The organism is Sphingomonas sp. CROZ-RG-20F-R02-07, from assembly GCF_022662335.1.
GTDB lineage: Bacteria > Pseudomonadota > Alphaproteobacteria > Sphingomonadales > Sphingomonadaceae > Sphingomonas.
In genome coordinates this window covers 172,644-196,028 of record NZ_JAKNQJ010000006.1, presented here as the reverse complement: position 1 = coordinate 196,028, position 23,385 = coordinate 172,644, and the positions used below count along the sequence as shown (strand labels likewise).

Sequence of the window (23,385 nt, the reverse complement as noted above, 5' to 3'; positions counted from 1 at the left end):
CGGTCATGCCGCGTGCATGCCCGTGCGGAGGACGAACCGCAATCCTCTCCCGAACCGCCACTCCGCCGCCACCCGCGCGCCGGCGGGGATGACGAGCGGTGCGCTAGGCCGCCGCGTCGGCGTCCAGCCCATAGGCGGTGTGCAGCACGCGCACCGCGAGTTCGGTATAATCCTCCTCGATCAGCACGCTCACCTTGATCTCGCTGGTCGCGATCGCCTGGATGTTGATCCCGCGCTCGCCGAGCGTGGTGAACATCGTGGCGGCGACGCCCGCATGGCTGCGCATGCCGACGCCCACCACCGACACCTTGGCGACGGCGACGTCATGGACGAGGCTGGCAAAGCCGATCGCGCCGCGCGCGTGCTCCAGCACGTCCACCGAGCGGGCGAGGTCAGCCGAGGGCACGGTGAAGGTCACGTCGGTCGATCCGGTCGAATGCGCGACGTTCTGCACGATCATGTCGACGTTGATCCCCGCCTCCGCCAAGGGCGCGAAGATCGCGGCGACCGATCCGGGGCGGTCGCTCACCTGGGTCAGCGTGATCTTGGCCTCGTTCCGGTCGTGCGCGATGCCGGTGATGAGCTGGCGTTCCATGTCGTCGATTTCCTCTTCCCCCACGATCAGCGTGCCGCGATGGCCGTCCTCGTCCCGGTCGTCCTCGAAGCTCGAGAGTACGCGAACGCGTACGCCCTCCTTCATCGCCAGTCCCACCGAGCGCGTCTGGAGCACCTTGGCCCCCACGCTCGCCAGCTCCAGCATCTCCTCATATGTCACCTTCGACAGTTTTCGCGCGCGCGGCACGATCCGCGGATCGGTGGTGTAGACGCCGTCGACATCGGTATAGATGTCGCAGCGGTCCGCCTTCATCGCCGCTGCCACCGCCACCGCCGACGTGTCCGATCCGCCGCGGCCGAGCGTCGTCACCCGGCCCGCCTCGGTCACGCCCTGGAACCCCGGGATCACCGCGACGCAGCCGCCCGACAGCGACGCGTCGAGCGCGGCCATGTCGATCGAGCCGATGCGGGCCGAGGCGTGCGCGTCCGAGGTGTGGATCGGCAATTGCCAGCCGAGCCAGCTCCGCGCCGGCACGCCCGCCGCCTGGAGCGCGATCGCGAGCAGCCCGCTCGTCACCTGCTCGCCCGCCGAGACGACAACGTCATATTCGCGCCGGTCGTACAGCGGCGACGCCTCGCGGCAGAAACCCACCAGACGGTCCGTCTCGCCCGCCATCGCCGACACGACGACCGCCACTTCGTTGCCCGCCTCCACCTCGCGCTTCACACGCGCCGCCACGTTGCGGATCCGCTCGATCCCGGCCATCGACGTGCCGCCGAACTTCATGACGATCCGGCCCATCGCGGCGCAATCTCCTTGGGGGAAAACGGCCTGCCTGATAGGAAGCGACAATGCGTAACGCAAGCGACACGATCGACCCGCGCGAGGCCGCCCATTTCGGCCGGCAGGCGGCGGACTGGTGGAACCCGGCCGGCAGCTCGGCGATGCTCCACAAGCTCAATCCGCCGCGCCTCGCCCATATCCGCGCGCGGATCGATGCGCATTGGGGCGGCGACGGCACCGGCTTCACGCCGCTCGCCGAGCGAACCGCGCTCGACATGGGGTGCGGCGCGGGGCTGCTCTGCGAACCGCTCGCTCGGCTCGGCGCCGCCGTCACCGGCGTGGACGCCGCGCCCGAAAGCATCGCGGTGGCGCGCGACCATGCCGCCGCCGCCGGGCTCGCGATCGATTACCGCGCGGGCGGGATCGAGACGCTGGGCGACGCGCGCTTCGATCTCGTCACCAGCCTCGAGGTGATCGAGCACGTCACCGATCCCGCCGCCTTCGTCACCGGCCTTGCGGGCGCGCTGGCGCCGGCCGGGCTGATGATCCTCTCCACCCCCAACCGCACGCCGCTGTCGAAGCTGGCGATGATCGGCATCGCGGAAGGCTTCGGCCGGATCCCCCGCGGCACGCACGACTGGGATCGGTTCCTCACCCCCGACGAACTGACCGCCCGGCTGGCCGAAGCTGGGCTGCGCGTCATCGACGTGCAAGGCCTGGGCTTCTCGCCGGCGCGCGGCTTCGCGCTCGCCGATTCGGTGGCGCTCGATTATTTCGTCACTGCCGTTCATGCCTGAACGCACCGCGAAGGCGGGCGGGTGGGAGGTGGCGGGGCTGGCGCTGGTGCTCGCCCTGCTGGCGCTGCTCCGCCCGGTCGATCACGACGAAAGCCAATATGTCGCCGCCGCCAGCCTCGTCGCGCACGGGCTGTGGCCCTACCGCGATTTCGCCTATCTCCAGACGCCGCTCCAGCCCTGGCTCTTCGCGCCGATCGCCTGGGGTGCGGGCGCCCTGGCCTGGCCCGCGCTGCGGATCGCCAATGCGCTGCTCGGCACGCTCGCGATCGTCGCCGTATATGGCGCCAGCCTGGCGGCGGGCGCCCGCCCGCGCGCTGCGCTGGTCGGCGCCGCGCTGTTCGCGTCCTGCGACATCATGCTGTTCAGCATCGGCACCGCGCGCAACGATGCGCTGCCCGTCGCGCTCTATGCGGTCGCGTTGTGGATCGCGGTCGGCGAACGACCAGGGCGCCGCCACGCCGCCGCGATCGGCCTGCTGCTCGCGGGCGCCGCGGCGGCGAAGATCTCCTATGCCGTCCCCGCCATCGCCTATGGCCTTTACGCGCTGGTCGAACGCCGCCGCCCGCTCTGGGGCGCGATCGGGGCCGCGCCGATGATCGTCTTCCTCCTCTGGGCCTGGGCGTCCAGCCCGGCAGATTTCCTGTTCGGCACGCTCCGCTTTCCCGCCACCGCGCCCGCCGAATATTATGCGAACCGGCCCTGGAAGCTGTCGATCGCCGCCAAGCTGGTCGATACGCTGAAGTTCCTCGCGCTCGGCCCGGCGCTGCTCGCGGCATGGACGGCGGTGCGGGGGCGGCGGGCGCCGCTGCTCGACGGGCTGATCGTCGCGGGGCTGGTCGCCGCGCTGCTGCCGATGCCGACATGGCGGCAATATCTGCTGCCCGTCCTGCCCCCCCTGTTCGTCCGCACGGCGCTCCTGTGGAGCACGCACCCGCCGGCACGTACGCTGCGGATCGCGCTGGTGACGTTCGCCGCCGCGGGCCTTGCCCCCTCGGTCGCGGCGCTGGCGCACGGGGGAACGCTGTTCGCGGCGGTGCGGAACGGGCAGGCGGTGGGCGCGATGCTCGATGCGACGGGCGTGCGGGGTCCTGTCGCCACGCTCTCGCCGGAATTGCTGCCGGCCGCGCGGCGGGTGCCCGATCCGCGCTTCGCCGGCGGCCCCTTCGCCTTCCGCTTCCGTGGCGGCGATGCCGTGGCGCGCGGCTATGTCTCGCGCGACACGCTGAGACGGGCGCTGCTGCCCGATGCGGTACTGGTCGGCGGCGAGGCACCGTGGACGGGCGGCGATGCCGGGCTCGACGCGCTGATGGAACGCGCGGCGATCGCGCGCGGCTATCGGCCGCTGCCGGCGCCGGCGCCGCTGCGGCTGTGGGTCAGGCCGCCTGCGCCCGCTTGGCGTCCACCAGCCCCTGATAATAGGCCATGAGATCGGCGGCGTGTTCGGCGTCGCTGCGCACCCCCGCCGCCGCGGTGATCGCGGCCCGGCGCAACATGCGCGGGTCGCGGCGGAAGAGCCGGATGATCGCGGTCGCCGCCGCCTGCGCATCGCGCGCGCGGTAGAGTTCGCTCGCGCGGGGCTCCGCCACTTCGGCGCAACCGCCGGTATCGGGCACGATCAGCGGCAGGCCCGACGCCATCGCCTCCGACGCGACGAGCCCGAACGGCTCCGCCTCGGATCCGTGGATCAGCGCGTCGCAGCTCGCCATGATTCGCGCGAGCCGCTCGCGATCATAGACCGGGCGGAACATGCGGATATGCGGCGAGCCCGCGATCCGCTTGGCCATGCGCGGGCTGTCGTTGCCGGTGCCGATCAGGATCAATCCCACCGGCAGCTTGGCGCCCGCCCGCTCCACCGCGTCGATCACGATCGGCCAGCGTTTTTCGGGATGGTGCCGCCCCAAACCGAGCAGCAACCGGCCGTCGGCGGGCAGGTCGCATTGCTTCAGCAGCGCGGTGCGCAGCCGCTCGTCGCGAAACTCGGGCGAGAAATGCCGCCGCTCGATCCCGAGCGGCATCGCGACGTCGATCCGCAGGCCCCGGTTGCGCAGCCGTTTCTCCAGCGCCGGCCCGTTCGTGACGACGGTGTCGTAGCGATCGAGGAAGCGGCCCATATAGCGCGTGTACCAGGCGAACGCCTGTTCGATCCGCGCGTGGCTCGCCACGCCTTCGAACCAGCGCTGCGCATAGGCGGCCATATTGTCGTTGTGCATGAAATAGGATTTGACCGCGCGGCCCTGCCAATCGCCGACGATCCAGGCCGGGCGCCAGGGCGAGCAGCATTCGACCACGTCGGGATCGATCCGGTCGAGCAGATCGGTAATCGGCGCGGCGTCCCAGAACAGCCCGTAATTGGCGTCGAACGGCATGCCCGGCGCCTTGACGTAATGGATGCGGCCGCCGCCGGGGCGCTCTTCCACCGCATCCTCGCGGCCGGGTGCGATCACGATCAGCTCGTGGCCCATATCGGCCAGAATCGCCATCTTGCGATCGATATAGGTGCGCACGCCCCCGCCGGTCGGCGAGTAGAGCTCGTTGACGTCGACGATCCGCAACGCTTTCGTCCTCAGTTGGGCGAAAAGCCGCCGATGCCGTGCAGATACTGGGCATGGATGTTCGTCACCACAACCCCCTTGCCAACCTCGATCAGTGCGCCCGCCAGCTTCGGCCGGGCGCGGCCGATCCGCTGGTTGCTGGGAAAGCCCGCGCCGTCGCTCCAGAAGCTGAACTTGTTCTTGCCGTCGCGATTGTGCGTGAACAGCAGCGCATAGCGCCCCGGCCGGGGCACGCGGATGCACAGCGAAACCGGCCCGCTGGAAGGCGTCGACACGCGGATCCGGCGGAACAGCTTGCCCTGCGCGATCAGGATGTTGTCGTCCTTCAGGAAATCCTCTTCGTCGGGCGGATAGAGTTCGAGCTTCAGCTCGCCCTTGCGGTCCTTCAGCCCCTCGATGTTCGCCTGGATCGCGGGCCCCTCGCCGCTGGTGCACGCGGCGGCGTCGACGCCCAGCATCGTCGGCTGTGCGCCCGCCGCGCCGGCGAACGCCGCGATCGCGAGCAGGGCGGCACCGGTCCTGAGGGTCATGCGAACTTCCTTCTGACCAGACCGTTCAGGCTGAACGCCACGATCAGAACGACGTGGACGAGCAACTGGAGCGCGGCCGTAAACGCGACGAGATCGGACAGTTCCTGATCCTGTCCGATCAGTATGATCGCGAAATTGGCGAAAAGAAGGTCCTTGTTGGGCACCAGTGGCAGCCGCGAGACGAGCAGCCGCCCCGCCGCCAGAAACAGCCACATGCCGATCGAGACGTCGGGCAGCGCGAAATGCCAGGCGAACGCGATCAGCACCGATCCCGCCAGCAGGCGCAGGCAGTGGATGCCGAACACCCACCATAATTGCCCGCGCGGCAGCGAGAAGACGCGTTTGGAAAAGATCAGGAACGGCAGCGATATCGCAAAGACGATCGCCCCCGATCCCTCGAGCATCCGCAGCTGATCGGGCTTCATCAGCGCATGGCCGAGCGGCAGCGCGATCGCCATCATCAGCAACGTGATCGCATTGCCGGCGATCGCCGACAGGATCGACACGTCCTTCACCGCGCCGAACGGCGCCGCCACCATCTTCGCCCGCGCCCGCGCCCAGGCGTAGAAATAGGCCTCGCCCGAATAGCCGAACACCACCTCGTTCGCGATCCGCTTCTTGATGAGCGCGGCAAGGCCGCCGATGGGAATGCCCCACAGCCGGCGGAAGATGATATAGTCCCCCGTCGGCAGCGACATGTAGAGCGCGGCGAAACACAGATAGAAGCGCGGATCGGACGGCACCGAGCGCGACAGGCCCGCCAGCCCCGATTTCAGCAGCTCGTGCCCCAGACCGGCGATCATCGCGAGCGTCAGCACGGCGCCGAGCACCGCGGGCCAGCGGCTGCGCATCGTGCGCAGCGGCTCGAGCCCGGCGATGTCGGCACCCGCGGCGGGGTGGACGGGCGGAATGGCGGCAGTCGTCGTCACGGCTGGTCCCTCGGATCGATTCAACGCCACTCCGTCTTCCATCCGTCGGGGCCCTCCGGGTGGAGGCCACCGCGGTAGAGACGCGGTAACATTGCGGGCCGATGAACGGAACCGGCGCATGGCCCGCAAAGGTGGCTGTTGTGTGGCACCCGCCAGCCTGTATGCGCGGGCGCCTGATGGCGGCTCCGCGGCATATCCTCTCCTTTGCGCAGACGCTGGCGGGCGGCGGGGTGGAGCGTGCGATGCTGCGGCTGGCGCGGGACTGGATCGAACGCGGCGCGCGGGTCACGCTGGTGATGGGATCGCCGGACGGGCCGCTTGCCGCCGAACTGCCGGACGGGATCGAGACGATCGTGCTGGGGCACAGCGGTTATGCGGCGATGGCCGCCGTGCCGGGGATCGTCCGTGCGGTGTCGCCCGACATCCTCTTCTGCCCCGGCAACCATTATACGCTGGTCGCCGCCTGGACGAAGGCGCGGCTCGGCGCCGCCTGCCCGCCGATCGTCGCCAAGATCTCGAACGCGCCCGATCGCGCCGATCACGGCGCCGTCGTCGCGGCGGGGCATCGGTGGTGGCTCGCCGCGCATCGCCGCTTCCTCGATCATATCGTCGCGATGACGCCCGCCACCGCCGCGGCCGCTGCGCGCGCGATGCGGATGGAGGGGCGGACGAGCGTGATCCCCAACCCGCCCGCACGGCCGATCCCCGGCGCGCCCGTTCCGCCGCTGCCGACGGGACCCTTCGTGCTCGGCGTCGGCCGGCTGCGCCCGCAGAAACGCTGGGACCGGCTGATCGCCGCTATGGCCGCGCTGGACGGCGTGCCGCTCGTGATCCTGGGCGAAGGCCCCGATCGCCGTGCGCTCACGGCCCAGGCGCGCGCGCTGGGGATCGCGGACCGGGTCCATCTGCCCGGCCATGCCGCCGATCCGTTTCCGGCGATGGCGCGCGCCGCCGTGCTGGCGCTCACCTCGGATTACGAGGGCGTGCCGGGCGTGCTGCGCGAGGCGCTGTCGGTCGGCACGCCGGTGGTCGCCACCGATTGCAGCGCCGCGATCGCCGAGATCGTCACGCGCCCGGAACTCGGCCGCATCGTCCCCCGCGACGATCCCGCCGCCCTGGTCACCGCGCTGCGCCACGCGCTGGCGGCGACCCGCCCCGCGCCGGTGCCGCCACCGGGGACCGATTCGGCAGCACGCTATCTGGCCTTGTTCGACACGCTGCTGGCGTGAGCGCCGGGCGTCAGGCCGTGGACCGCGCCACCCGGTCCGGATGCGCCGCGGCGAAGGCGGGCAACGCGCAGGCCGCGGCATCGGCCGCCACCAGCCGCGGATAGGCCGCAAGCGGCACCGCGAAGCGCCGCGCGTTATACATTTGCGGCACCAGGCAGAGATCCGCCACATCGGGCGCGGCGCCGCCCAGGAACGGCCCATCCGCCGGCGCCATCGCCTCCAGCGCGTCGAAGCCTGCGATCACCCAGTGGCGATACCAATCGTCCTTGGCGGGTTGATCCGCGCCGAACTGCGTCTCCAGCCGCTTCAGCACGCGCAGATTGTCGATCGGATGGATGTCCGCCGCGATCACGAGCGCCCGCGCCAGCGTCTGCGCGCGCGCCAGCGGATCGCGCGGATAGAGCGGCGGATCGGGATAGACCGCATCGAGCCAGTCGAGAATGGCGAGGCTCTGCGTGATCGCGATGCCGTCCACCACCAGCGCGGGAAGCAGCCCCTGCGGCTGGACGGCGCGGTTGGCGTCGCCCCGCTGTGCACCCGTCAGCAGGTCGATCGGCACGCTTTCATAGGCGACGCGCTTCAGATGAAGCGCGATCCGCACCCGATAGGCGGCCGACGACCGCCAATAATCATGCAGCCGGATCGGCATCCATCCGCTCCGCCTCGCGCTCCGAACTCCGCTCGAGCGCCACCTTGATCATGGCGGTCATCGGATCGGCGAGCATCAGCCCCAGCAGCCCGAACAGCGCGCTGGCCAGGATCTGCATCGACAGCGTCAGCGCCGGCGGCAGATCGACCGTGCGCCGTGCGACGATCGGCACCACCACATAGCCGTCGATGCTCTGCACGAACGCCCAGGTGCCGAGCGCCCACAGCCCGGTGTGCATGCCGCCGCTGAACCCCACCGCGACCATCAGCGCGCCGGTGATGAACGCGCCGATATTGGGGATGAAGGCCAGGATCGCGGCGATGATGCCCAGCACCAGCGCCATCGGCACGCCGCCGATCTCGAGCGCGATCCCGGTGGCCACGCCCTCCACCGTCATGCCCAGCAGGCGCCCGGCGAGCAGGCGGCGCAGCGTCGTGCCCATCCGCTCGGTCGTCTTGGTGAATTCGGCGCGCGAATCGGTCGGCACCATCCATTGCAGCCCGCGCTCGTAGATCCGCGGTTCCATCGCGAAGAACAGCCCGAGCACCAGGATGAACACCGTCGTGGTCAGCGCGCCCAGCGCGGTGCCGACGAAGCTGGTCAGCTTGCCGACCGAACCCATCGCCTGGTGGAGCATCCCGTTCACGTCGGAAGCGCCGGGCATGATCCCCTTGGAACTGAGCCAGGCCGCGAGCCGCGACCATTGCGTCTGCAGTGTCTGCTGGAGCTGCGTCACCTGCTCCGAAAGCTGGACGCCCATCAGGTAGAAGGTGCCGAGCAGGAACGCGATCACCGCGAGCACCACGATCAGCAGCCGCCATCCGCGCCCGATCGGCAGCACGCGGCCGAGCAGCCGGACACCGCCGTCGAGCATCGCGGCGAACACCAGTCCGGCGAAGATCACCAGCAGCGGCTGCACGAGCAGCACCGTCATCGCCATGGCGGCGATCAGGCCCAGCCACACCGCGGCCTTTTTCAGTTCCCGCCGAGTCGCGGGATCGCGCATCTCGCCGGGGCTGGGCTCGGACACCATGGGGGGTGCGGAATGATCGGCCATCAATGGGCGTCCTTGGGATGAAGCGAGAGGCCGGCGCGGCCGCTGCGCAGCGACTCCGGCCAGCTCAGCGGATTCCAGCTCGCATCGCCGTCGAGGCTGAAGGTGATGAACTCGGCGCGGCCACCCAGATTCTCGTAGGGGACGGGGCCGCCGAGCCCGAGTTCGGCGAGCGAGAAGCGGCTGTCCGCGCTGCGGTCGCGATTGTCGCCCATCATGAACACATGGTTCGCGGGGATGACGATCGGGCCGTAATTGTCGCCCTGGCTGTCGGGCTGAAGGTCGATCGTGTCATAGGTACGGCCGTTGGGCAGCGTTTCGGTGACGGTCGGCAGGCGGCACATCACCCGGCCGTCGGGCAAGGTCTCGCGCGCGCCGGGATATTCCATTTCACTGCACGGCGAATTGGTGTCGACCGGGATCAGCGTGTCGTGGAACGGCCCGCGCTTCACGGGAACGCCGTTCAGGATCACCACGCCGCCGCGCACCTCCAGCCGATCCCCCGGCAGGCCGATCACGCGCTTGATATAATCGTTGCGCGTGCCCGGCGGCGTGACGATGGCGACGTCGCCGCGCGTGGGCAGCGATCCGAAGAGCCGGCCGTGGATGAACGGCAGCGCGACGCTCCAGCTCTCCTCCGGCTCGTGCAGCACCAGGCTGTCGAAGATCGCGACCGGATTGGGAATGGTGGGCGACACGTACGACCAGCCATAGGCGAATTTGCTGACCACCAGCCGATCGCCGATCCGCAGGCCCGGCAGCATCGATTCGGATGGGATGTAGAACGGCTTGGCGATGAAGCTGTGGAAGCCGAGCACGATCAGGATCAGCCAGAAGATGCCCTTCACCTCGCCCCACCAGTCGGTGCCGCGCCGTTCCGCCTTCACCGGTGCCGGAGAAGCGGCCGGCGTTCCGGCCGGCGGGGCCGCGGGCGTGGGGGCGAGCGGCGCGGGATCGCGGGCGTCGGGCGCGGTGTCGGTCATGCGGCAGGTTCCGGGATCGCCTCGATTATCACAAAGGCTTGCGCCCAGGGATGATCGTCGGTCAGCGTCAGATGTATCCGCAGCGCGTGGCCGTGCGGGACCATCGCGTCAAGCCTCGCCTTCGCGCCGCCCGTCAGGCTGAGCGTCGGCGCGCCGCTCGGCGCGTTGATCACGCCGATGTCGCGCATGAACACGCCCGCCTTGAAGCCGGTGCCCACCGCCTTGGAAAACGCCTCCTTGGCGGCGAAGCGCTTCGCCAGCGTTCCGGCCTTGGTAAACGGCCGCCGATCCGCCCGCGCTCGCTCCGCATCGGTGAAGACGCGCTGTTCGAAGCGCGCGCCGAACCGGTCGAGCGATGCCTGGATCCGCACGATGTTGCACAGGTCGGAGCCGATCCCGAGGATCATGCGGCGGGGGTCGATCGAGCGGCGCGGGCATCACCCACGCGCGGCATCCATCGCCGCGCGCATCGTGCGCACCGCAGCGTCCAGCCCGACGAACAGCGCCTCGCCGATCAGGAAATGGCCGATGTTGAGCTCGCGCACTTGCGGGATCGCGGCGATCGGGCCGACATTGTCATAGGTGAGGCCGTGCCCGGCATGCACCTCGATCCCGTTCTTGGCCGCCAGCGCCGCCGCGTCGACCAGCCGCCGCAGCTCCTCGGCCCGCGCCTCGCCCTCCAGTTCGGCATAGCGGCCGGTGTGCAGCTCGACGACGGGCGCGCGCAGCCGGATCGCCGCGTCGATCTGCTCCGCCGACGGCTCGACGAACAGCGACACGCGCACCCCAGCATCGCTCAGCGCGGCGACCATCGGTGCCAGCCGATCGTAGAGGCCGGCGGCATCCAGCCCGCCTTCGGTCGTCAGTTCCTCGCGCTTTTCGGGCACGATGCACGCGGCGTGCGGCCGGTGGCGGAGCGCGATCGCCAGCATCTCGTCGGTCGCCGCCATTTCGAGGTTCAACGGGATCGTCAGTTCGCTGGCCAACCGCGCGATATCGGCATCGCCGATGTGCCGCCGATCCTCGCGCAGATGCGCGGTGATCCCGTCGGCCCCGGCGCGCGCCGCCAGCAGCGCTGCGCGCACCGGATCGGGATAGCCCACCCCGCGCGCGTTGCGCACGGTGGCGACGTGATCGATGTTCACGCCCAGGCGAAGGCGCTCGCTCACTTGGCGCGGCTTCCGGGCTTGATCGCGGGGATCGCGGCCAGCGCTGGCGGCAGCGCGTCCGCGGCATAGGTCGGCACGTCCAGCCGGATCAGCGGGAAGAACGGCACGCCCAGATCCGCTGCCCCGTTCGACCGGTCGACCAGCGCTGCCGCGGCGACCGTCTCGCCGCCCGCGCGCGCGATCGCGGCGACCGCCTCGCGCGAGCTGAGGCCGGTGGTCACCACATCCTCCATCATCAGCACCGTCTGGCCGCGATCGAGGCGAAAACCGCGGCGCAGTTCGAACACGCCCTCGGGCCGCTCGAGGAACATCGCCTCGACGCCCAGCGCGCGCGCCATCTCGTGGCCGGCGATCACCCCACCCATCGCCGGCGACACCACCGCGCCGATCCGCGCCCGCAGCGCCGCCGGGATGGTCTCCGCCAGCGCGGCGCAGAGCCGCGCGCCGCGCGCCGGATCCATCAGCACGCGCGCGCATTGCAGATAGCGCGGGCTGCGCAGCCCCGAGGAGAGGATGAAATGGCCCTCCAGCAGCGCGTCGGCGGCGCGGAATTCGGCGAGCACCTGGTCTTCGGTCATCAGCGTCATAGCCGGCGAATAAGGCCCGGCGCCCCCGCGCGCAACGCCCGCGACCGCGCGCCGCCCCGGCAAAAGCACGGGAGCGCTTGAGGACGGCCGTCCGCACGCGTATAGCCATGCCCAAAGGGTGCCGGACGTGCACCGCGAGAGGGCAAATCGGGGTGACGAAACGCATGCGCACGCTGGGCAAGGGTATCGCGATCGCCGCCGGGCTGGCACTGGCCGGGCTGGGATCCTCCGGCCTGGCGCTCGCCGCCGCGCCGCAGACCGTATCGGCCCCGCAAGGCGTTTCGGGCGTGCCGCACACCAGCAACACCGCCCCCACCACCGCCGCCGCGCCCGCCACGGCGGCGCCGAACAGCCCCGAACTCGCGATGGACGGCGCGCCGGCGATGACGGTCAAGCCGAGCATCGGCCAGCCCACCAACGGCGTGTTCGGGCTTCAGCCCCAGGTCACCGCCAATGGCCGCTTCGCGCATCAGATGCACGATCGCCTGCTCGTCCCCGTCATCACAATCATCTCGCTCTTCGTGCTGCTGCTGCTCGGCATCGTCGCCGTCCGCTTCCGCCGGGCTGCGCATCCCAACCCCACGCGCACCTCGCACAACACCGTGCTCGAGATCGCCTGGACGCTGATCCCGGTGCTGATCCTGGCGGGCATCGCGGTTCCGTCGATCGGGCTGCTCCAGGCGCAATATCGCCCCGCCCCGTCGGGCGCGGTGACGCTGAAGGCGACGGGCAACCAATGGTATTGGACCTATAGCTATCCCGACGAGGGCGGCTTCGAGATCACCGCCAACATGCTGAAGGAAAAGGATCAGGTCGGCAAAGGCGAGCGCGCGCGCACCGATGCCGACGGGCCCCGCCTGCTGGCGGCGGACAACCGCGTGGTGCTGCCGGTCGGCGTGCCGATCCGCCTCATCACCACCTCGGCCGACGTGATCCACAGCTGGGCGGTGCCCGCCTTCTGGATCAAGCTGGACGCGGTGCCGGGCCGCCTGAACGAGACGAGCTTCACGATCGAGAAGCCCGGCCTCTATTTCGGGCAATGTTCGGAATTGTGCGGCGCGCGCCACGCGTTCATGCCGATCGCGGTGGAGGCGGTGTCGCCCGCCGAGTTCGCCCGCTGGGTCCGCGCCAAGGGCGGCACGATGCCGACGCCGGGCAAGGCCTCCAACGCGCTGATCCCGCAGCCCGGTGCCGATGCCTCCGCCGCCAAGGCGACCGAAGCCGCGACCACCGCCAACGCCGCGGGGCCGGCCGAGAACGCCACGGTCGCCGCCCCCGTCATCACCCAAGGCGCGACCGGCAATCCGGCCGGCGCCGGCAACGCCGGACACTGAGACCATGACCGACACCGCGCTTCACCCGTCGGCCTTCGTCGGCCACACCGCACACGAGCATCACCATGATGCGGATCACAAGCCGGGCTTCTTCGCCCGCTGGTTCATGTCGACCAACCACAAGGACATCGGCACGCTCTATCTGATCTTCGCGATCGTCGCGGGGATCATCGGCGGGTCGATCTCGGGGCTGATGCGCGCCGAACTGGCGCATCCCGGGATCCAGTATCTCCAGGGCTGGGCCTCGCTGCTCCACGGCGGCCAGGCCAGCCTCGACGAATCGCTCCATCTCTGGAACGTGCTCATCACCGCGCACGGGCTCATCATGGTGTTCTTCATGGTGATGCCGGCGATGATCGGCGGCTTCGGCAACTGGTTCGTGCCGATCATGATCGGCGCGCCCGACATGGCGTTCCCGCGGATGAACAACGTGTCCTTCTGGCTGCTGATTCCGGCCTTCACGCTGCTGCTCGCCTCGCCCTTCTTCGGCGGCGCGGGCAATGGCTGGACGCTCTATGCGCCGCTGTCCACCTATGGCGAGCCCGGGCCGTCGACCGACATGGCGATCCTGGCGCTCCATCTGGCGGGCGCATCCTCGATCCTCGGCGCGATCAACTTCATCACCACCATCTTCAACATGCGCGCGCCGGGCATGACGCTGCACAAGATGCCGCTGTTCGTCTGGTCGGTGCTGGTCACCGCCTTCCTGCTGCTGCTCGCACTTCCCGTGCTGGCGGCCGCGATCACGATGCTGCTCACCGACCGCAATTTCGGCACCACCTTCTTCGATCCGGCGGGCGGCGGCGATCCGATCCTCTACCAGCATCTGTTCTGGTTCTTCGGCCATCCCGAAGTGTACATCATGATCCTGCCGGGCTTCGGCATCGTCAGCCAGATCATCTCCACCTTCAGCCGCAAGCCCGTCTTCGGCTATCTCGGCATGGCCTATGCCATGGTCGCGATCGGCGTGGTCGGCTTCGTGGTGTGGGCGCACCACATGTTCACCACCGGCCTCAGCGTGAACACCAAGATGTATTTCACCGCCGCCACGATGGTGATCGCGGTGCCGACCGGCATCAAGATCTTCTCGTGGATCGCGACGATGTGGGGTGGGTCGCTCACCTTCAAGACGCCGATGGTGTGGGCGATCGGCTTCATCTTCATGTTCACGGTGGGTGGCGTCACCGGCGTGGTGCTCGCCAATGGCGGCATCGACGATTACATGCAGGACACCTATTACGTCGTCGCGCACTTCCATTACGTGCTCAGCCTCGGCGCGGTGTTCTCGCTGTTCGCGGGCTTCTATTACTGGTTCCCGAAGATGTCGGGCAAGATGTACAACGAGTTTCTCGGCCAGCTTCACTTCTGGGTGTTCTTCGTGGGCGTGAACGTGATGTTCTTCCCGATGCACTTCCTGGGCCTGCAGGGCATGCCGCGTCGCTACCCCGATTATCCCGACGCGTTCGCGCATTGGAACTGGGTCGCCAGCGTGGGCTATATGATCATGGCCGCCGGCATGGGCGTGTTCTTCGTCAACCTGATCTGGTCGCTGATCGCGGGCAAGAAGGCGGGCGACAATCCCTGGGGCGACGGCGCCACTACGCTCGAATGGACGCTCTCGTCTCCCCCGCCCTATCACCAGTTCGAAACGCTGCCGCGGATCCAGTAACGCACCGGGCCATCCGGTCGACCGACAGAATACGCCCCGGTTCGCGCCGGGGCGTTTTTGTTTCACCGCGATCACTTTACCGCGACGACAATGCCCACCGCCGCCGCCGCAAAGAAAATCTTGCACCGCAGCATGACCGCAGGATGCTAGTTCGCCCCATCGCCACGCCGGGCCCAACCGTGCGGGCCACCAAAGGGCGCAACCATGATTCTCCTCCCCAACGCAGCGGCGCTGGCCGCCGCGCTCCTGTCCCAGACCGTGCCGCAGGCCGAGCCGGCGCAGCCCGCCGAAGCCGCGCCCGTCGCAGGAGCGGCCAGCCCGGAAGCCGAGAGCAACGACATCGTCGTCACCGGCACGCGCGTTCAGGGCCGCACCCGGCTCGACAGCGCCTCGCCGATCGACGTGCTGAGCGGCGCGAGCCTCCAGCGCCAGGGCACCACCGAACTGGGCGCAGCGCTGTCCGCGGTCGCGCCCTCGATCGATTTCCCGCGTCCCTCGGCCACCGACGGCACCGACGCGATCCGCCCCGCCACGCTGCGCGGCCTGTCACCCGACCAGACCTTGGTGCTCATCAACGGCGTGCGCGGGCACACCTCGGCGCTGCTCAACACCAACGGCTCGGTCGGCCGCGGATCGGCGGCGGTCGATCTCAACACCATCCCGACGGTCGCGCTCGACCGGATCGAGGTGCTGCGCGACGGCGCGTCGGCGCAATATGGCTCGGACGCGATCGCCGGCGTCGTCAACCTGCGGCTGCGCCAGGCGCGATCGGGCGGCGGCGCGCAGGTGACCTATGGCTTTTACGACACCGATATCGACACCGCGCGCGGATCGCGCAGCACGAAGGGCGAACCCGCCGTCACCGCCTCGGCCTGGCAGGGGATCGGCTTCGGCAGCGATGGCTATGTCACGGTGTCGGGCGAGTATCTCGACCGCCAGCCGACCAACCGCGCCGATTTCGATCCGCGCGTCACCCCGTCGCGCGTCACCGGCCGCTTCGGCGATCCCGAGGTTCGGCAATATACCGGCTTCGTCAACGCGGGCACCTCGCTCACCGACAATCTGAGCGTCTATGGCTGGGTCGGCTATCAGGATCGCGACACGCGCGGCGCGGCCTTTCCGCGGCTCGCCAGCGCGACGACGACGGCGCTCGCGGGCTATCCCAACGGCTTCCTGCCGATCATCGACACCAAGTCGCAGGATCTCAATTCCGCGCTCGGCCTGCGCAGCACGCTCGCCGGGTTCGATCTGGATCTCAACGTCAGCTATGGCCGCAACCGGGTCAATTTCCGCACGCTCAATTCGGCCAACTATGCCTATGGCGCCGCGACCCCGCACAGCTTCGACGACGGCGCGCTGATCTACGATCAATATGTCGCCGGGCTCGACGCGACGCGCAAGTTCGACGTGTTCCAGTCGCTGAACGTCGCCTTCGGGATCGAGGGCCGGCGCGAAGGCTTCAAGATCACGCCGGGCGAGCGCGCCTCCTATGGCACGCCCGCCACCGGCGCGGTCGCCGGGGCGTCGCAGGGGGCGCAGGGGTTCGGTGGCTTTTCGCCGGACAACGCCATCGAACGCAGCCGGCGCAGCGGCAGCATCTATCTCGATCTCGAAGCGCAAGTGACGGACAAGCTGCTCGTCGGGCTGGCGGGGCGCGGCGAGGATTATTCCGATTTCGGCGCGACGGGCACGGGCAAGCTGTCGCTGCGCTATGATTTCGCACCCTGGTTCGCGCTGCGCGGCACGGCATCCACGGGCTTTCGCGCACCCGCGCTCCAGCAGCAATATTTCACCCAGGTGGCCACCGTCATCCAGAACGGCAACCCGATCCAGACCGGCACCTTCCCCTCGACCAGCGCGGTCGGAAAGGCGCTGGGCGGCCTGCCGCTGCGGCCGGAGCGTTCGACCAATCTGTCGGCGGGCGCAGTGATCCGCGCGGGCGGCTTCGACCTGACGATCGACGCCTATCGCATCCATATCCGCGACCAGATCGGCCTGTCGGAGAACATTACCACCTCGACCAGCCAGACCGCCGCGGTGAACGCGCAGATCGCCGCGCTGCTCGCCTCGACCAACACCGGCGCGACCGCGGCGCGGTTCTTCATCAACGGCCTGGCCTCCACCACCAAGGGCATCGACGTCGTCGGTCATTATCGCTGGCGGACTACGGCTGCGGGCGCGTTCGACTTCACCGTGGCGGGTAACGTCAACGATCTGAAGGTGACGCGCGTGCCCACCTCCACTGCCACGCTGAACCCGGCGCCGGTGCTCTTCGCGCGCAGCCGCATCCTCACGCTCGAGGACGGCACGCCCGAGGAGAAGGTGACGGGCACGGTCGACTGGTCGCTCGACCGGGTCGGCGCGCTCGCCCGCGTCACCTATTATGGCGACGTGAATCAGCCGGGCACCACGCCCGCCGCCGATATCCATACGGGCCGCCATGCGATCACCGATCTCGAACTGCGCTATGGCGCGTTCAAGGGCGGCCAGATCGGGCTCGGCGTCAGCAACCTGTTCGACGTCTATCCCGATCGCACCATCGCCGCCAACAACAGCACGGGCGTGGTCGGCTTCCCCTATTATTCGCCGTTCGGTTTCAACGGCCGCTATCTCTACGCCCGAGTCGGCGTGAACTGGTAAGGGCGGCATCGCGCATCGGCGTGCCGTCATCGGCATGGCCCGATGCGCAACCGCTTCCCCCCTGCCCGACGGCGGCGTATAGTGGGGCGAGAATGACCATCGCGGCGCCGCTCCTTCCCCCTGCCGACTGGCGCGACTTCCTCGCGCTGACCAAGCCGCGCGTGATGACGTTGGTGGTGTTCACCGGCCTGTGCGGCATGCTGGCGGCGCCGGTGCACGTCGATCCGGTGCTGGGCTTTACCGCGATCCTCTGCATCGCGCTCGGCGCGGGTGCGGCGGGGGCGCTCAACCAATGGTATGAGGCCGATCTGGACGCGGCGATGCGCCGCACGCAGAAGCGGCCGCTGCCGGGCGGGCGGATGGATCGGCAGTCGGCGCTGCATTTCGGCGTGGGGCTGGGCGCCTTTTCGGTCATACTGATGGGGCTGGCGGTGAACGTGGCGGCGGCGGCGATCCTGACGCTCTCCATCCTGTTCTACGTGCTGGTCTATACGGTGTGGCTGAAACGGCGGACGCCGCAGAACATCGTGATCGGCGGCGCGGCCGGCGCATTTCCGCCGCTGATCGGCTGGGCCGCGGCGACGGGCGAGGTGGCGTTGCTGCCGCTGCTGCTCTTCGCGCTCGTGTTCCTGTGGACGCCGCCGCATTTCTGGTCGCTCGCGCTGTTCGTCGAGACCGATTACGCCAATGCCGGCGTGCCGATGCTGCCCGTGGTGGCGGGCGAGCGCGTCACGCGCACCCAGATCGGGCTCTACACCATCCCCATGGCGGCGGCGGCGCTGCTGCCCTGGCCGCTGGGGCTGGCGGGCGATCTCTACGGCGCGGTGGCGCTCGCCACGACGGCGTGGTTCGGCTGGCTGGCTTATGCCGTCGCGGTGCGCACCACCGGCACCGACGATGCGATGATCCCGGAGAAACGCTTGTTCCGCTATTCGATCCTCTATCTTTTCGTGATCTTCGGCGCGCTGATCGCGGACCGGTGGCTGGCATGACGCCCGATCCCGATCTCCAGGATCTGATCCGCCGCCGCCAGCGCGGCCGGTCGATCGCGCTGGCGCTGATCCTGGGCGCGCTCGTCATCCTGATCTTCGCGATCACGCTGGCCAAGATCCGGATCGCGATGACATGAGCGCCGCGGCATGACCCGCCCGCAGCGGACCGCGATGTTCGCGGTGATCGGCATCTGTTTCATGACCGGGCTCGCCTGGGCCAGCGTGCCGCTCTACCGCCTGTTCTGCCAGGCGACCGGCCTGAACGGCACCACCGGCCGCGGCCTTCAGGCGCCGGGCGCGGTGAACCGCCAGATCACGATCGCGTTCGACACCAATGTTGCCCCGAAACTGGCGTGGAACTTCCGGCCCGAGGCACGGTCCGACACGGTGGACGTGGGCGCGCGCGACATGGCGTTCTTCCTGGCCACCAACAACGCGAAGACGCCCGTGACGGGCACGGCGACGTTCAACGTCCAGCCCGATGCGGTGGGCAAATATTTCAAGAAGATCCAGTGTTTCTGCTTCACCCAGCAGACGCTGAAGCCCGGCGAGACCGCGCGGATGCCGGTGATCTTCTACGTCGACCCCGCGATCCTGAAGGATCCCGATGCCGCCGACGTGCAGACCATCACCTTGAGCTACACGTTTTACCCGGTGGATTCGGGCAAGGCGGCGGGCTAGGATCACGGCAGAACAGAAACGGGGAAGCGAGATGGCCGGCGCGAAGAACCATGATTACCACATCCTGCCCCCCAGCATCTGGCCGCTGTTCGGCTCGATGTCGGCGCTGCTGATGGCGGCGGGCGGGATCGCCTGGATGCACACCGGCCATGTGGGCCATCCCAATGGCAGCGGGTGGCTGTTCTTCCTGGGGTTGGGCGGCGTGCTCTTCACCATGTACTCCTGGTGGGCGCAGGTGGTGCACGAGGCGCATGCCGGCGATCACACCCCCGTCGTCCAGCTTCATTTCCGCTATGGCATGATCCTGTTCATCGCCTCCGAGGTGATGTTCTTCGTCGGCTGGTTCTGGGCGTTCTTCGATTTCTCGCTGTTCCCGACCGCGATGACCTTTGCCGACGGCCAGGTGACGCGCGCGACCGAGGGCGCCGCCGCGATCGTCGCGCAATGGCCGCCCAAGGGGCTGGAGGTCATCAACCCCTTCCGCTTCCCGCTGCTCAACACGCTGATCCTGCTGCTGTCGGGCACCACCGTCACTTGGGCGCACCACGCGCTGATCCACGGGCAGCGCGGCGGCGAGAAGACGGGACTCTGGGGCCTGATCGGCGTCGGCAACCGCGACGGCGTGCTGAAGGGGCTGTGGTGCACGATCCTGCTGGGGCTGCTCTTCAGCTCCATCCAGGCCTATGAATATTCGGATGCGCCCTTCCCGTTCAAGGGCCTGAACTATGGCGCGTCCTTCTTCATGGCGACGGGCTTTCACGGCTTCCACGTGATGATCGGCACGATCTTCCTGATCGTCTGCCTGGTGCGCGCCTATCGCGGCGATTTCACCCCGCGCCAGCATTTCGGCTTCGAGGCGGCCGCCTGGTACTGGCATTTCGTCGACGTGGTGTGGCTGTTCCTGTTCGTCACCATCTATGTCTGGGGCGGCTGGGGCGCACCCGTCGCGACGGGGTGAGCGAGCCCGCCCCGCCGCCGCTTTCGCCGAGCATCCTCCAGGCGGGGCTGAAGGGCCTGTGCCCGCGCTGCGGCAAGCCGACGCTGTTCACCGGCTGGATCAAGTTCGCGAATCGCTGCACCGCCTGCGGGCTCGATTTCGCGCAGTTCAACGTGGGTGACGGGCCCGCCGCCTTCCTCACGCTGATCCTCGGCACCCTCGTGGTCGGGCTCGCGGTGTGGCTGCAACTGGCGCTGTCGCCGCCCTGGTGGGTCCATGTGCTGATCTGGCCCGCCTTCGCGCTCGCCGCCGTCGTGGCGATGCTCCGACTCGCCAAGGGCGCGCTGATGGCCGCCGAGTACCAGAACGCCGCGCGCGAGGGCCGGATCGACCGGGACCGGCCGTGAGGCGACTGCCGATCGTACCCACGATCGTCGTGGCGATCGCGGTGGCCGCGATGGTGGCGCTGGGGGTCTGGCAACTCCACCGGCTGGCGGAGAAGGAGGCGCTGATCGCGCTTTATGCCCGGAACCAGGCGCTGCCCGCGATCGCGCTGCCGCGTTTCCCCGACGATGGCGTGCTGTTCCGCCGCGCCAGCGCCTTTTGCCTGCAACCCGTCGGCTGGTCGAAACAGGCGGGGCGCGCGGCGGACGGCAGCATGGGCTGGCGCCAGATCGCGGCGTGCCGGACGGGCGCGGAAGGCCCCGGCTTCAGCGTGCAGCTGGGCGTGGGCAGCGATCCGAACGCGCGGCCGCACTGGGCGGGCGGCCGCGTGTCGGGCTATATCACCCATGTGCCCGATCACCGCCCGCTCGTCCTGTCCGGCCTCGATCGCACGGCGCAGCCGCTGATGATCGTGGCCGACACGCCGCCGCCGGGCCTCAAGCCCAATCCGCCCGCGGACTTGAGCGCGGTGCCCAACAACCATCTGGCCTATGCGGTGCAGTGGTTCCTGTTCGCGGCGATCGCGGCGATCATCTATGCGATCGCGGTGCGCCGCCGGATGCGCGCGGTTGTGCCCCCGCCCCCTGAGCGCTAACCCGCAGCGCCATGCGCTACGTCAGCACCCGCGGGAACGCGCCCGTCCTCGATTTCCGCGACGCCACGCTCGCGGGCCTGGCCTCCGATGGCGGCCTCTATCTGCCCGAGACCTGGCCGACGCTCGCGCCCGCGACGATCGCGGGGCTCGCCGGCGCCTCCTATGTCGATACCGCCGTCACGGTGATGGCGCCGTTCGTCGGCGACAGCATGACCGCGGACGAGCTGCGCGCGCTATGCGAACAGGCCTATGGCCGCTTCAGCCACGCCGCGGTCACCCCGCTCGTCCAGCTCGATCACGACCAGTGGCTGCTCGAACTGTTCCATGGGCCGACGCTCGCGTTCAAGGACGTGGCGCTGCAATTGCTCGGCCTGTTCTTCGAACGATTCCTGACCGGGACGACCGAGCGGCTGACGATCGTCGGCGCGACCAGCGGCGACACGGGATCCGCCGCGATCGACGCGGTGGCGGGGCGGAACGGGATCGACATCTTCATGCTCCACCCCGCCGGCCGGGTGTCGGAGGTGCAGCGCCGGCAGATGACGACGGTGCTCGCGCCCAACGTCCACAATATCGCGATCGACGGCAGCTTCGACGATGCGCAGGCGCTGGTGAAGGCGCTGTTCAACCATGCCGAAACGGCGGAACGCTACCGCCTGTCCGCGGTGAATTCGATCAACTGGGCGCGGCTGATGGCGCAGGTGGTCTATTATTTCTACGCCGCCGTCCGGCTCGGTGCGCCCGAGCGCGCGGTGGCGTTCTCGGTGCCGACCGGCAATTTCGGCGACGTGTTCGCCGGCTATGTCGCGGCGCGCATGGGGTTGCCGATCGCCAGGCTGGTGGTGGCGACCAACGTCAACGACATCCTCCACCGCGCGCTGAGCGTCGGCGATTATGCCAAGGCCGGCGTCCAGGCGACGCCGACGCCGTCGATGGACATCCAGGTCAGCTCCAATTTCGAGCGGCTGTTGTTCGATCTGGGCGGGCGCGACGGCGCGGCGCTGGCGCGGCAGATGGACGGCTTCGATTCGAGCGGCGCGATGCGGCTCACCAACGCGCAGCGCGAGGGCGCCGCGACGCTGTTCGCGAGCGACCGGATCGATCTCGACGAGATGACGATGGCGATGCGCTGGGCCAGCGACGAGGCAGGGCAGATCATCGATCCGCACACCGCGATCGGGCTGGCCGCCGCGCGCCGCGCGGGCGTGGACGCGCCGATGGTCACGCTGGCTACCGCGCATCCCGCGAAATTCGCCGACACGGTGGAGCGCGCGACCGGCAAGCGCCCGCCGATGCCGCTGCGCGTGGGCGACCTGTTCGACCGCGAGGAACGCTACGTCACGCTGCCCGCGACGTTCGAGGCCATCGCCGGCTATCTGGCCGAGCACGCCACGCCCAAATCATGACGCTCGAGACGCTGATCGGCGAGCCCTGGGCGGATTACGGGCTCGTCGACTCCGGCGGCGGCCGCAAGCTCGAACGCTATGGCCGCTTCCGCTTCATCCGCCCCGAACCGCAGGCGCTGTGGGCACCCGCCGGCGCCGATTGGCGGGCGAGCGCCGAATTTCTGCCTGGCGCAGACGAGGATGGCGGCGGCCGGTGGGACTATCGCGAGCCCATTCCGCAGGAGGGATGGCCGCTGCGTTGGGACGAGGTGCGCTTCACCGCGCAGACCACGCCGTTCCGCCATCTCGCCTTCTTCCCCGACATGGCGCCGGTGTGGCGCTGGGCCCGCGGGCAGCTCGCGGGGCTGGACGCGCCCGAATGCCTGAACCTGTTCGGCTATACCGGCGTCGGCACGCTGGCGCTGGCCGCGGCGGGCGCGAAGATGGTGCATGTCGATGCGTCGAAGAAATCGGTGCCCGCCGCGCGCGCCAACGCGGTGCTGTCGGGCATGGCCGACAGACCGATTCGCTGGCTGGTGGACGACGCGGTGAAGTTCACCGCGCGCGAGGTGCGGCGCGGGCGGCGTTACGACGGCATCCTGCTCGATCCGCCCAAATATGGCCGCGGCCCGGACGGCGAATTGTGGCGGCTGGAGGAAGATCTGCCCGGCCTGATCGCCGATTGCCGGCAGCTGCTCGATGCCGACTCGCGCTTCCTGTTTCTCACCGTCTATGCGGTGCGGATGTCCGCGCTCGCGATCGGCGAGATGCTGCGACAGGCGTTCGCGGACATGCCGGGCCAGGTCGAATGCGGCGAGCTGGGCGTGCGCGAAGAGGCGCGCGGGCTGGCGCTGCCCACCGCGATCTGGGCACGCTGGCGCCGCTGAGGC

At 69.3% G+C, this 23,385-nt stretch carries 24 protein-coding genes; 14 read left to right on the top strand and 10 right to left on the bottom strand.

Translation table 11 applies throughout. The features are described from left to right. Window positions 1-103: 103 nt before the first annotated feature. A complete protein-coding gene (locus L8H00_RS11535; protein WP_242097470.1) occupies window positions 104-1,357 on the bottom strand; it encodes an aspartate kinase in 1,254 nt (417 codons plus the stop codon). Between the two features lie 50 nt (window positions 1,358-1,407). On the opposite strand from L8H00_RS11535, the gene ubiG reads away from it, so the two are divergent. After that, window positions 1,408-2,136: a bifunctional 2-polyprenyl-6-hydroxyphenol methylase/3-demethylubiquinol 3-O-methyltransferase UbiG gene (gene ubiG / locus L8H00_RS11530; RefSeq protein ID WP_242097469.1), complete on the top strand. Its 729-nt coding sequence runs from the start codon at window positions 1,408-1,410 to the stop codon at window positions 2,134-2,136. Continuing rightward, window positions 2,129-3,562, top strand: coding sequence for a DUF2029 domain-containing protein (locus L8H00_RS11525; RefSeq protein WP_242097468.1), 1,434 nt, complete (start codon window positions 2,129-2,131; stop codon window positions 3,560-3,562). The genes ubiG and L8H00_RS11525 overlap by 8 nt, the downstream gene beginning before the upstream one ends. On the opposite strand, the gene L8H00_RS11520 is transcribed toward L8H00_RS11525, so the two are convergent. From L8H00_RS11520 to L8H00_RS11510, 3 genes are read right to left on the bottom strand one after another with little or no spacing between them, the layout of a single operon-like run. Then, on the bottom strand, window positions 3,510-4,688 hold the full coding sequence (locus L8H00_RS11520) for a glycosyltransferase (protein ID WP_242097467.1): 1,179 nt from the start codon (window positions 4,686-4,688) through the stop codon (window positions 3,510-3,512). The two genes, L8H00_RS11525 and L8H00_RS11520, sit on opposite strands and share 53 nt — an antisense overlap. An 11-nt stretch (window positions 4,689-4,699) precedes the next feature. After that, on the bottom strand, window positions 4,700-5,218 hold the full coding sequence (locus tag L8H00_RS11515; protein ID WP_242097466.1) for a DUF2141 domain-containing protein: 519 nt from the start codon (window positions 5,216-5,218) through the stop codon (window positions 4,700-4,702). Then, complete coding sequence (locus tag L8H00_RS11510) at window positions 5,215-6,069, bottom strand: hypothetical protein (RefSeq protein ID WP_242097515.1); 855 nt, start codon at window positions 6,067-6,069, stop codon at window positions 5,215-5,217. Before L8H00_RS11510 ends, L8H00_RS11515 begins: the two co-directional genes overlap by 4 nt. Before the next feature lie 254 nt (window positions 6,070-6,323). On the opposite strand from L8H00_RS11510, the gene L8H00_RS11505 reads away from it, so the two are divergent. Next, window positions 6,324-7,376 (top strand): glycosyltransferase, encoded by a 1,053-nt coding sequence (locus L8H00_RS11505; protein WP_242097465.1) that lies wholly within the window; start codon window positions 6,324-6,326, stop codon window positions 7,374-7,376. 10 nt (window positions 7,377-7,386) lie between these two features. Here L8H00_RS11505 and maiA read toward each other — a convergent pair whose 3' ends face one another. The 6 genes from maiA to pyrE are packed head-to-tail and all read right to left on the bottom strand — an operon-like array spanning window position 7,387 to window position 11,809. Beyond that, on the bottom strand, window positions 7,387-8,025 hold the full coding sequence (gene maiA, locus L8H00_RS11500; protein WP_242097464.1) for a maleylacetoacetate isomerase: 639 nt from the start codon (window positions 8,023-8,025) through the stop codon (window positions 7,387-7,389). Next, window positions 8,006-9,082, bottom strand: coding sequence for an AI-2E family transporter (locus tag L8H00_RS11495; RefSeq protein WP_242097463.1), 1,077 nt, complete (start codon window positions 9,080-9,082; stop codon window positions 8,006-8,008). Before L8H00_RS11495 ends, maiA begins: the two co-directional genes overlap by 20 nt. Next, window positions 9,082-10,062 (bottom strand): signal peptidase I, encoded by a 981-nt coding sequence (gene lepB / locus L8H00_RS11490; protein ID WP_242097462.1) that lies wholly within the window; start codon window positions 10,060-10,062, stop codon window positions 9,082-9,084. The genes L8H00_RS11495 and lepB overlap by 1 nt, the downstream gene beginning before the upstream one ends. Continuing rightward, window positions 10,059-10,469 (bottom strand): holo-ACP synthase, encoded by a 411-nt coding sequence (gene acpS / locus L8H00_RS11485; RefSeq protein WP_242097461.1) that lies wholly within the window; start codon window positions 10,467-10,469, stop codon window positions 10,059-10,061. The genes lepB and acpS overlap by 4 nt, the downstream gene beginning before the upstream one ends. Window positions 10,470-10,499: 30 nt before the next feature. Beyond that, window positions 10,500-11,231 (bottom strand): pyridoxine 5'-phosphate synthase, encoded by a 732-nt coding sequence (locus tag L8H00_RS11480; RefSeq protein ID WP_242097460.1) that lies wholly within the window; start codon window positions 11,229-11,231, stop codon window positions 10,500-10,502. Further along, complete coding sequence (gene pyrE, locus L8H00_RS11475; RefSeq protein WP_242097459.1) at window positions 11,228-11,809, bottom strand: orotate phosphoribosyltransferase; 582 nt, start codon at window positions 11,807-11,809, stop codon at window positions 11,228-11,230. The genes L8H00_RS11480 and pyrE overlap by 4 nt, the downstream gene beginning before the upstream one ends. 173 nt (window positions 11,810-11,982) lie before the next feature. Here pyrE and coxB point away from each other — a divergent pair, with 173 nt between their 5' ends. The 11 genes from coxB to L8H00_RS11420 all read left to right on the top strand — a co-directional run bounded on the left by coxB (window position 11,983) and on the right by L8H00_RS11420 (window position 23,382). Next, window positions 11,983-13,152, top strand: coding sequence for a cytochrome c oxidase subunit II (coxB, locus tag L8H00_RS11470; RefSeq protein ID WP_242097514.1), 1,170 nt, complete (start codon window positions 11,983-11,985; stop codon window positions 13,150-13,152). 4 nt (window positions 13,153-13,156) lie between these two features. Continuing rightward, a complete protein-coding gene (gene ctaD, locus L8H00_RS11465; RefSeq protein WP_242097458.1) occupies window positions 13,157-14,821 on the top strand; it encodes a cytochrome c oxidase subunit I in 1,665 nt (554 codons plus the stop codon). A gap of 204 nt (window positions 14,822-15,025) precedes the next feature. Continuing rightward, window positions 15,026-17,461: a TonB-dependent receptor gene (locus L8H00_RS11460; protein WP_242097457.1), complete on the top strand. Its 2,436-nt coding sequence runs from the start codon at window positions 15,026-15,028 to the stop codon at window positions 17,459-17,461. 92 nt (window positions 17,462-17,553) lie between these two features. Next, complete coding sequence (locus tag L8H00_RS11455; RefSeq protein WP_242097456.1) at window positions 17,554-18,453, top strand: heme o synthase; 900 nt, start codon at window positions 17,554-17,556, stop codon at window positions 18,451-18,453. Further along, window positions 18,450-18,590, top strand: a complete 141-nt coding sequence (locus L8H00_RS11450; RefSeq protein ID WP_242097455.1) for a hypothetical protein — start codon at window positions 18,450-18,452, stop codon at window positions 18,588-18,590. Before L8H00_RS11455 ends, L8H00_RS11450 begins: the two co-directional genes overlap by 4 nt. A 10-nt stretch (window positions 18,591-18,600) precedes the next feature. Continuing rightward, window positions 18,601-19,134 carry a cytochrome c oxidase assembly protein gene (locus L8H00_RS11445; RefSeq protein ID WP_242097454.1) on the top strand — a complete coding sequence of 178 codons (534 nt, stop codon included), beginning with the start codon at window positions 18,601-18,603 and terminating at the stop codon, window positions 19,132-19,134. Between the two features lie 31 nt (window positions 19,135-19,165). After that, window positions 19,166-20,092, top strand: a complete 927-nt coding sequence (locus tag L8H00_RS11440) for a cytochrome c oxidase subunit 3 (RefSeq protein ID WP_242097453.1) — start codon at window positions 19,166-19,168, stop codon at window positions 20,090-20,092. Further along, window positions 20,089-20,478: a DUF983 domain-containing protein gene (locus L8H00_RS11435; protein WP_242097452.1), complete on the top strand. Its 390-nt coding sequence runs from the start codon at window positions 20,089-20,091 to the stop codon at window positions 20,476-20,478. Before L8H00_RS11440 ends, L8H00_RS11435 begins: the two co-directional genes overlap by 4 nt. After that, window positions 20,475-21,110, top strand: coding sequence for an SURF1 family cytochrome oxidase biogenesis protein (locus tag L8H00_RS11430; protein WP_242097451.1), 636 nt, complete (start codon window positions 20,475-20,477; stop codon window positions 21,108-21,110). Before L8H00_RS11435 ends, L8H00_RS11430 begins: the two co-directional genes overlap by 4 nt. An 11-nt stretch (window positions 21,111-21,121) precedes the next feature. Continuing rightward, window positions 21,122-22,516 (top strand): threonine synthase, encoded by a 1,395-nt coding sequence (gene thrC / locus L8H00_RS11425; protein ID WP_242097450.1) that lies wholly within the window; start codon window positions 21,122-21,124, stop codon window positions 22,514-22,516. After that, the gene (locus L8H00_RS11420) at window positions 22,513-23,382 is read left to right on the top strand and encodes a class I SAM-dependent methyltransferase (protein ID WP_242097449.1); all 870 of its coding nucleotides are present in this window, start codon (window positions 22,513-22,515) and stop codon (window positions 23,380-23,382) included. The genes thrC and L8H00_RS11420 overlap by 4 nt, the downstream gene beginning before the upstream one ends. Window positions 23,383-23,385 lie beyond the last annotated feature (3 nt).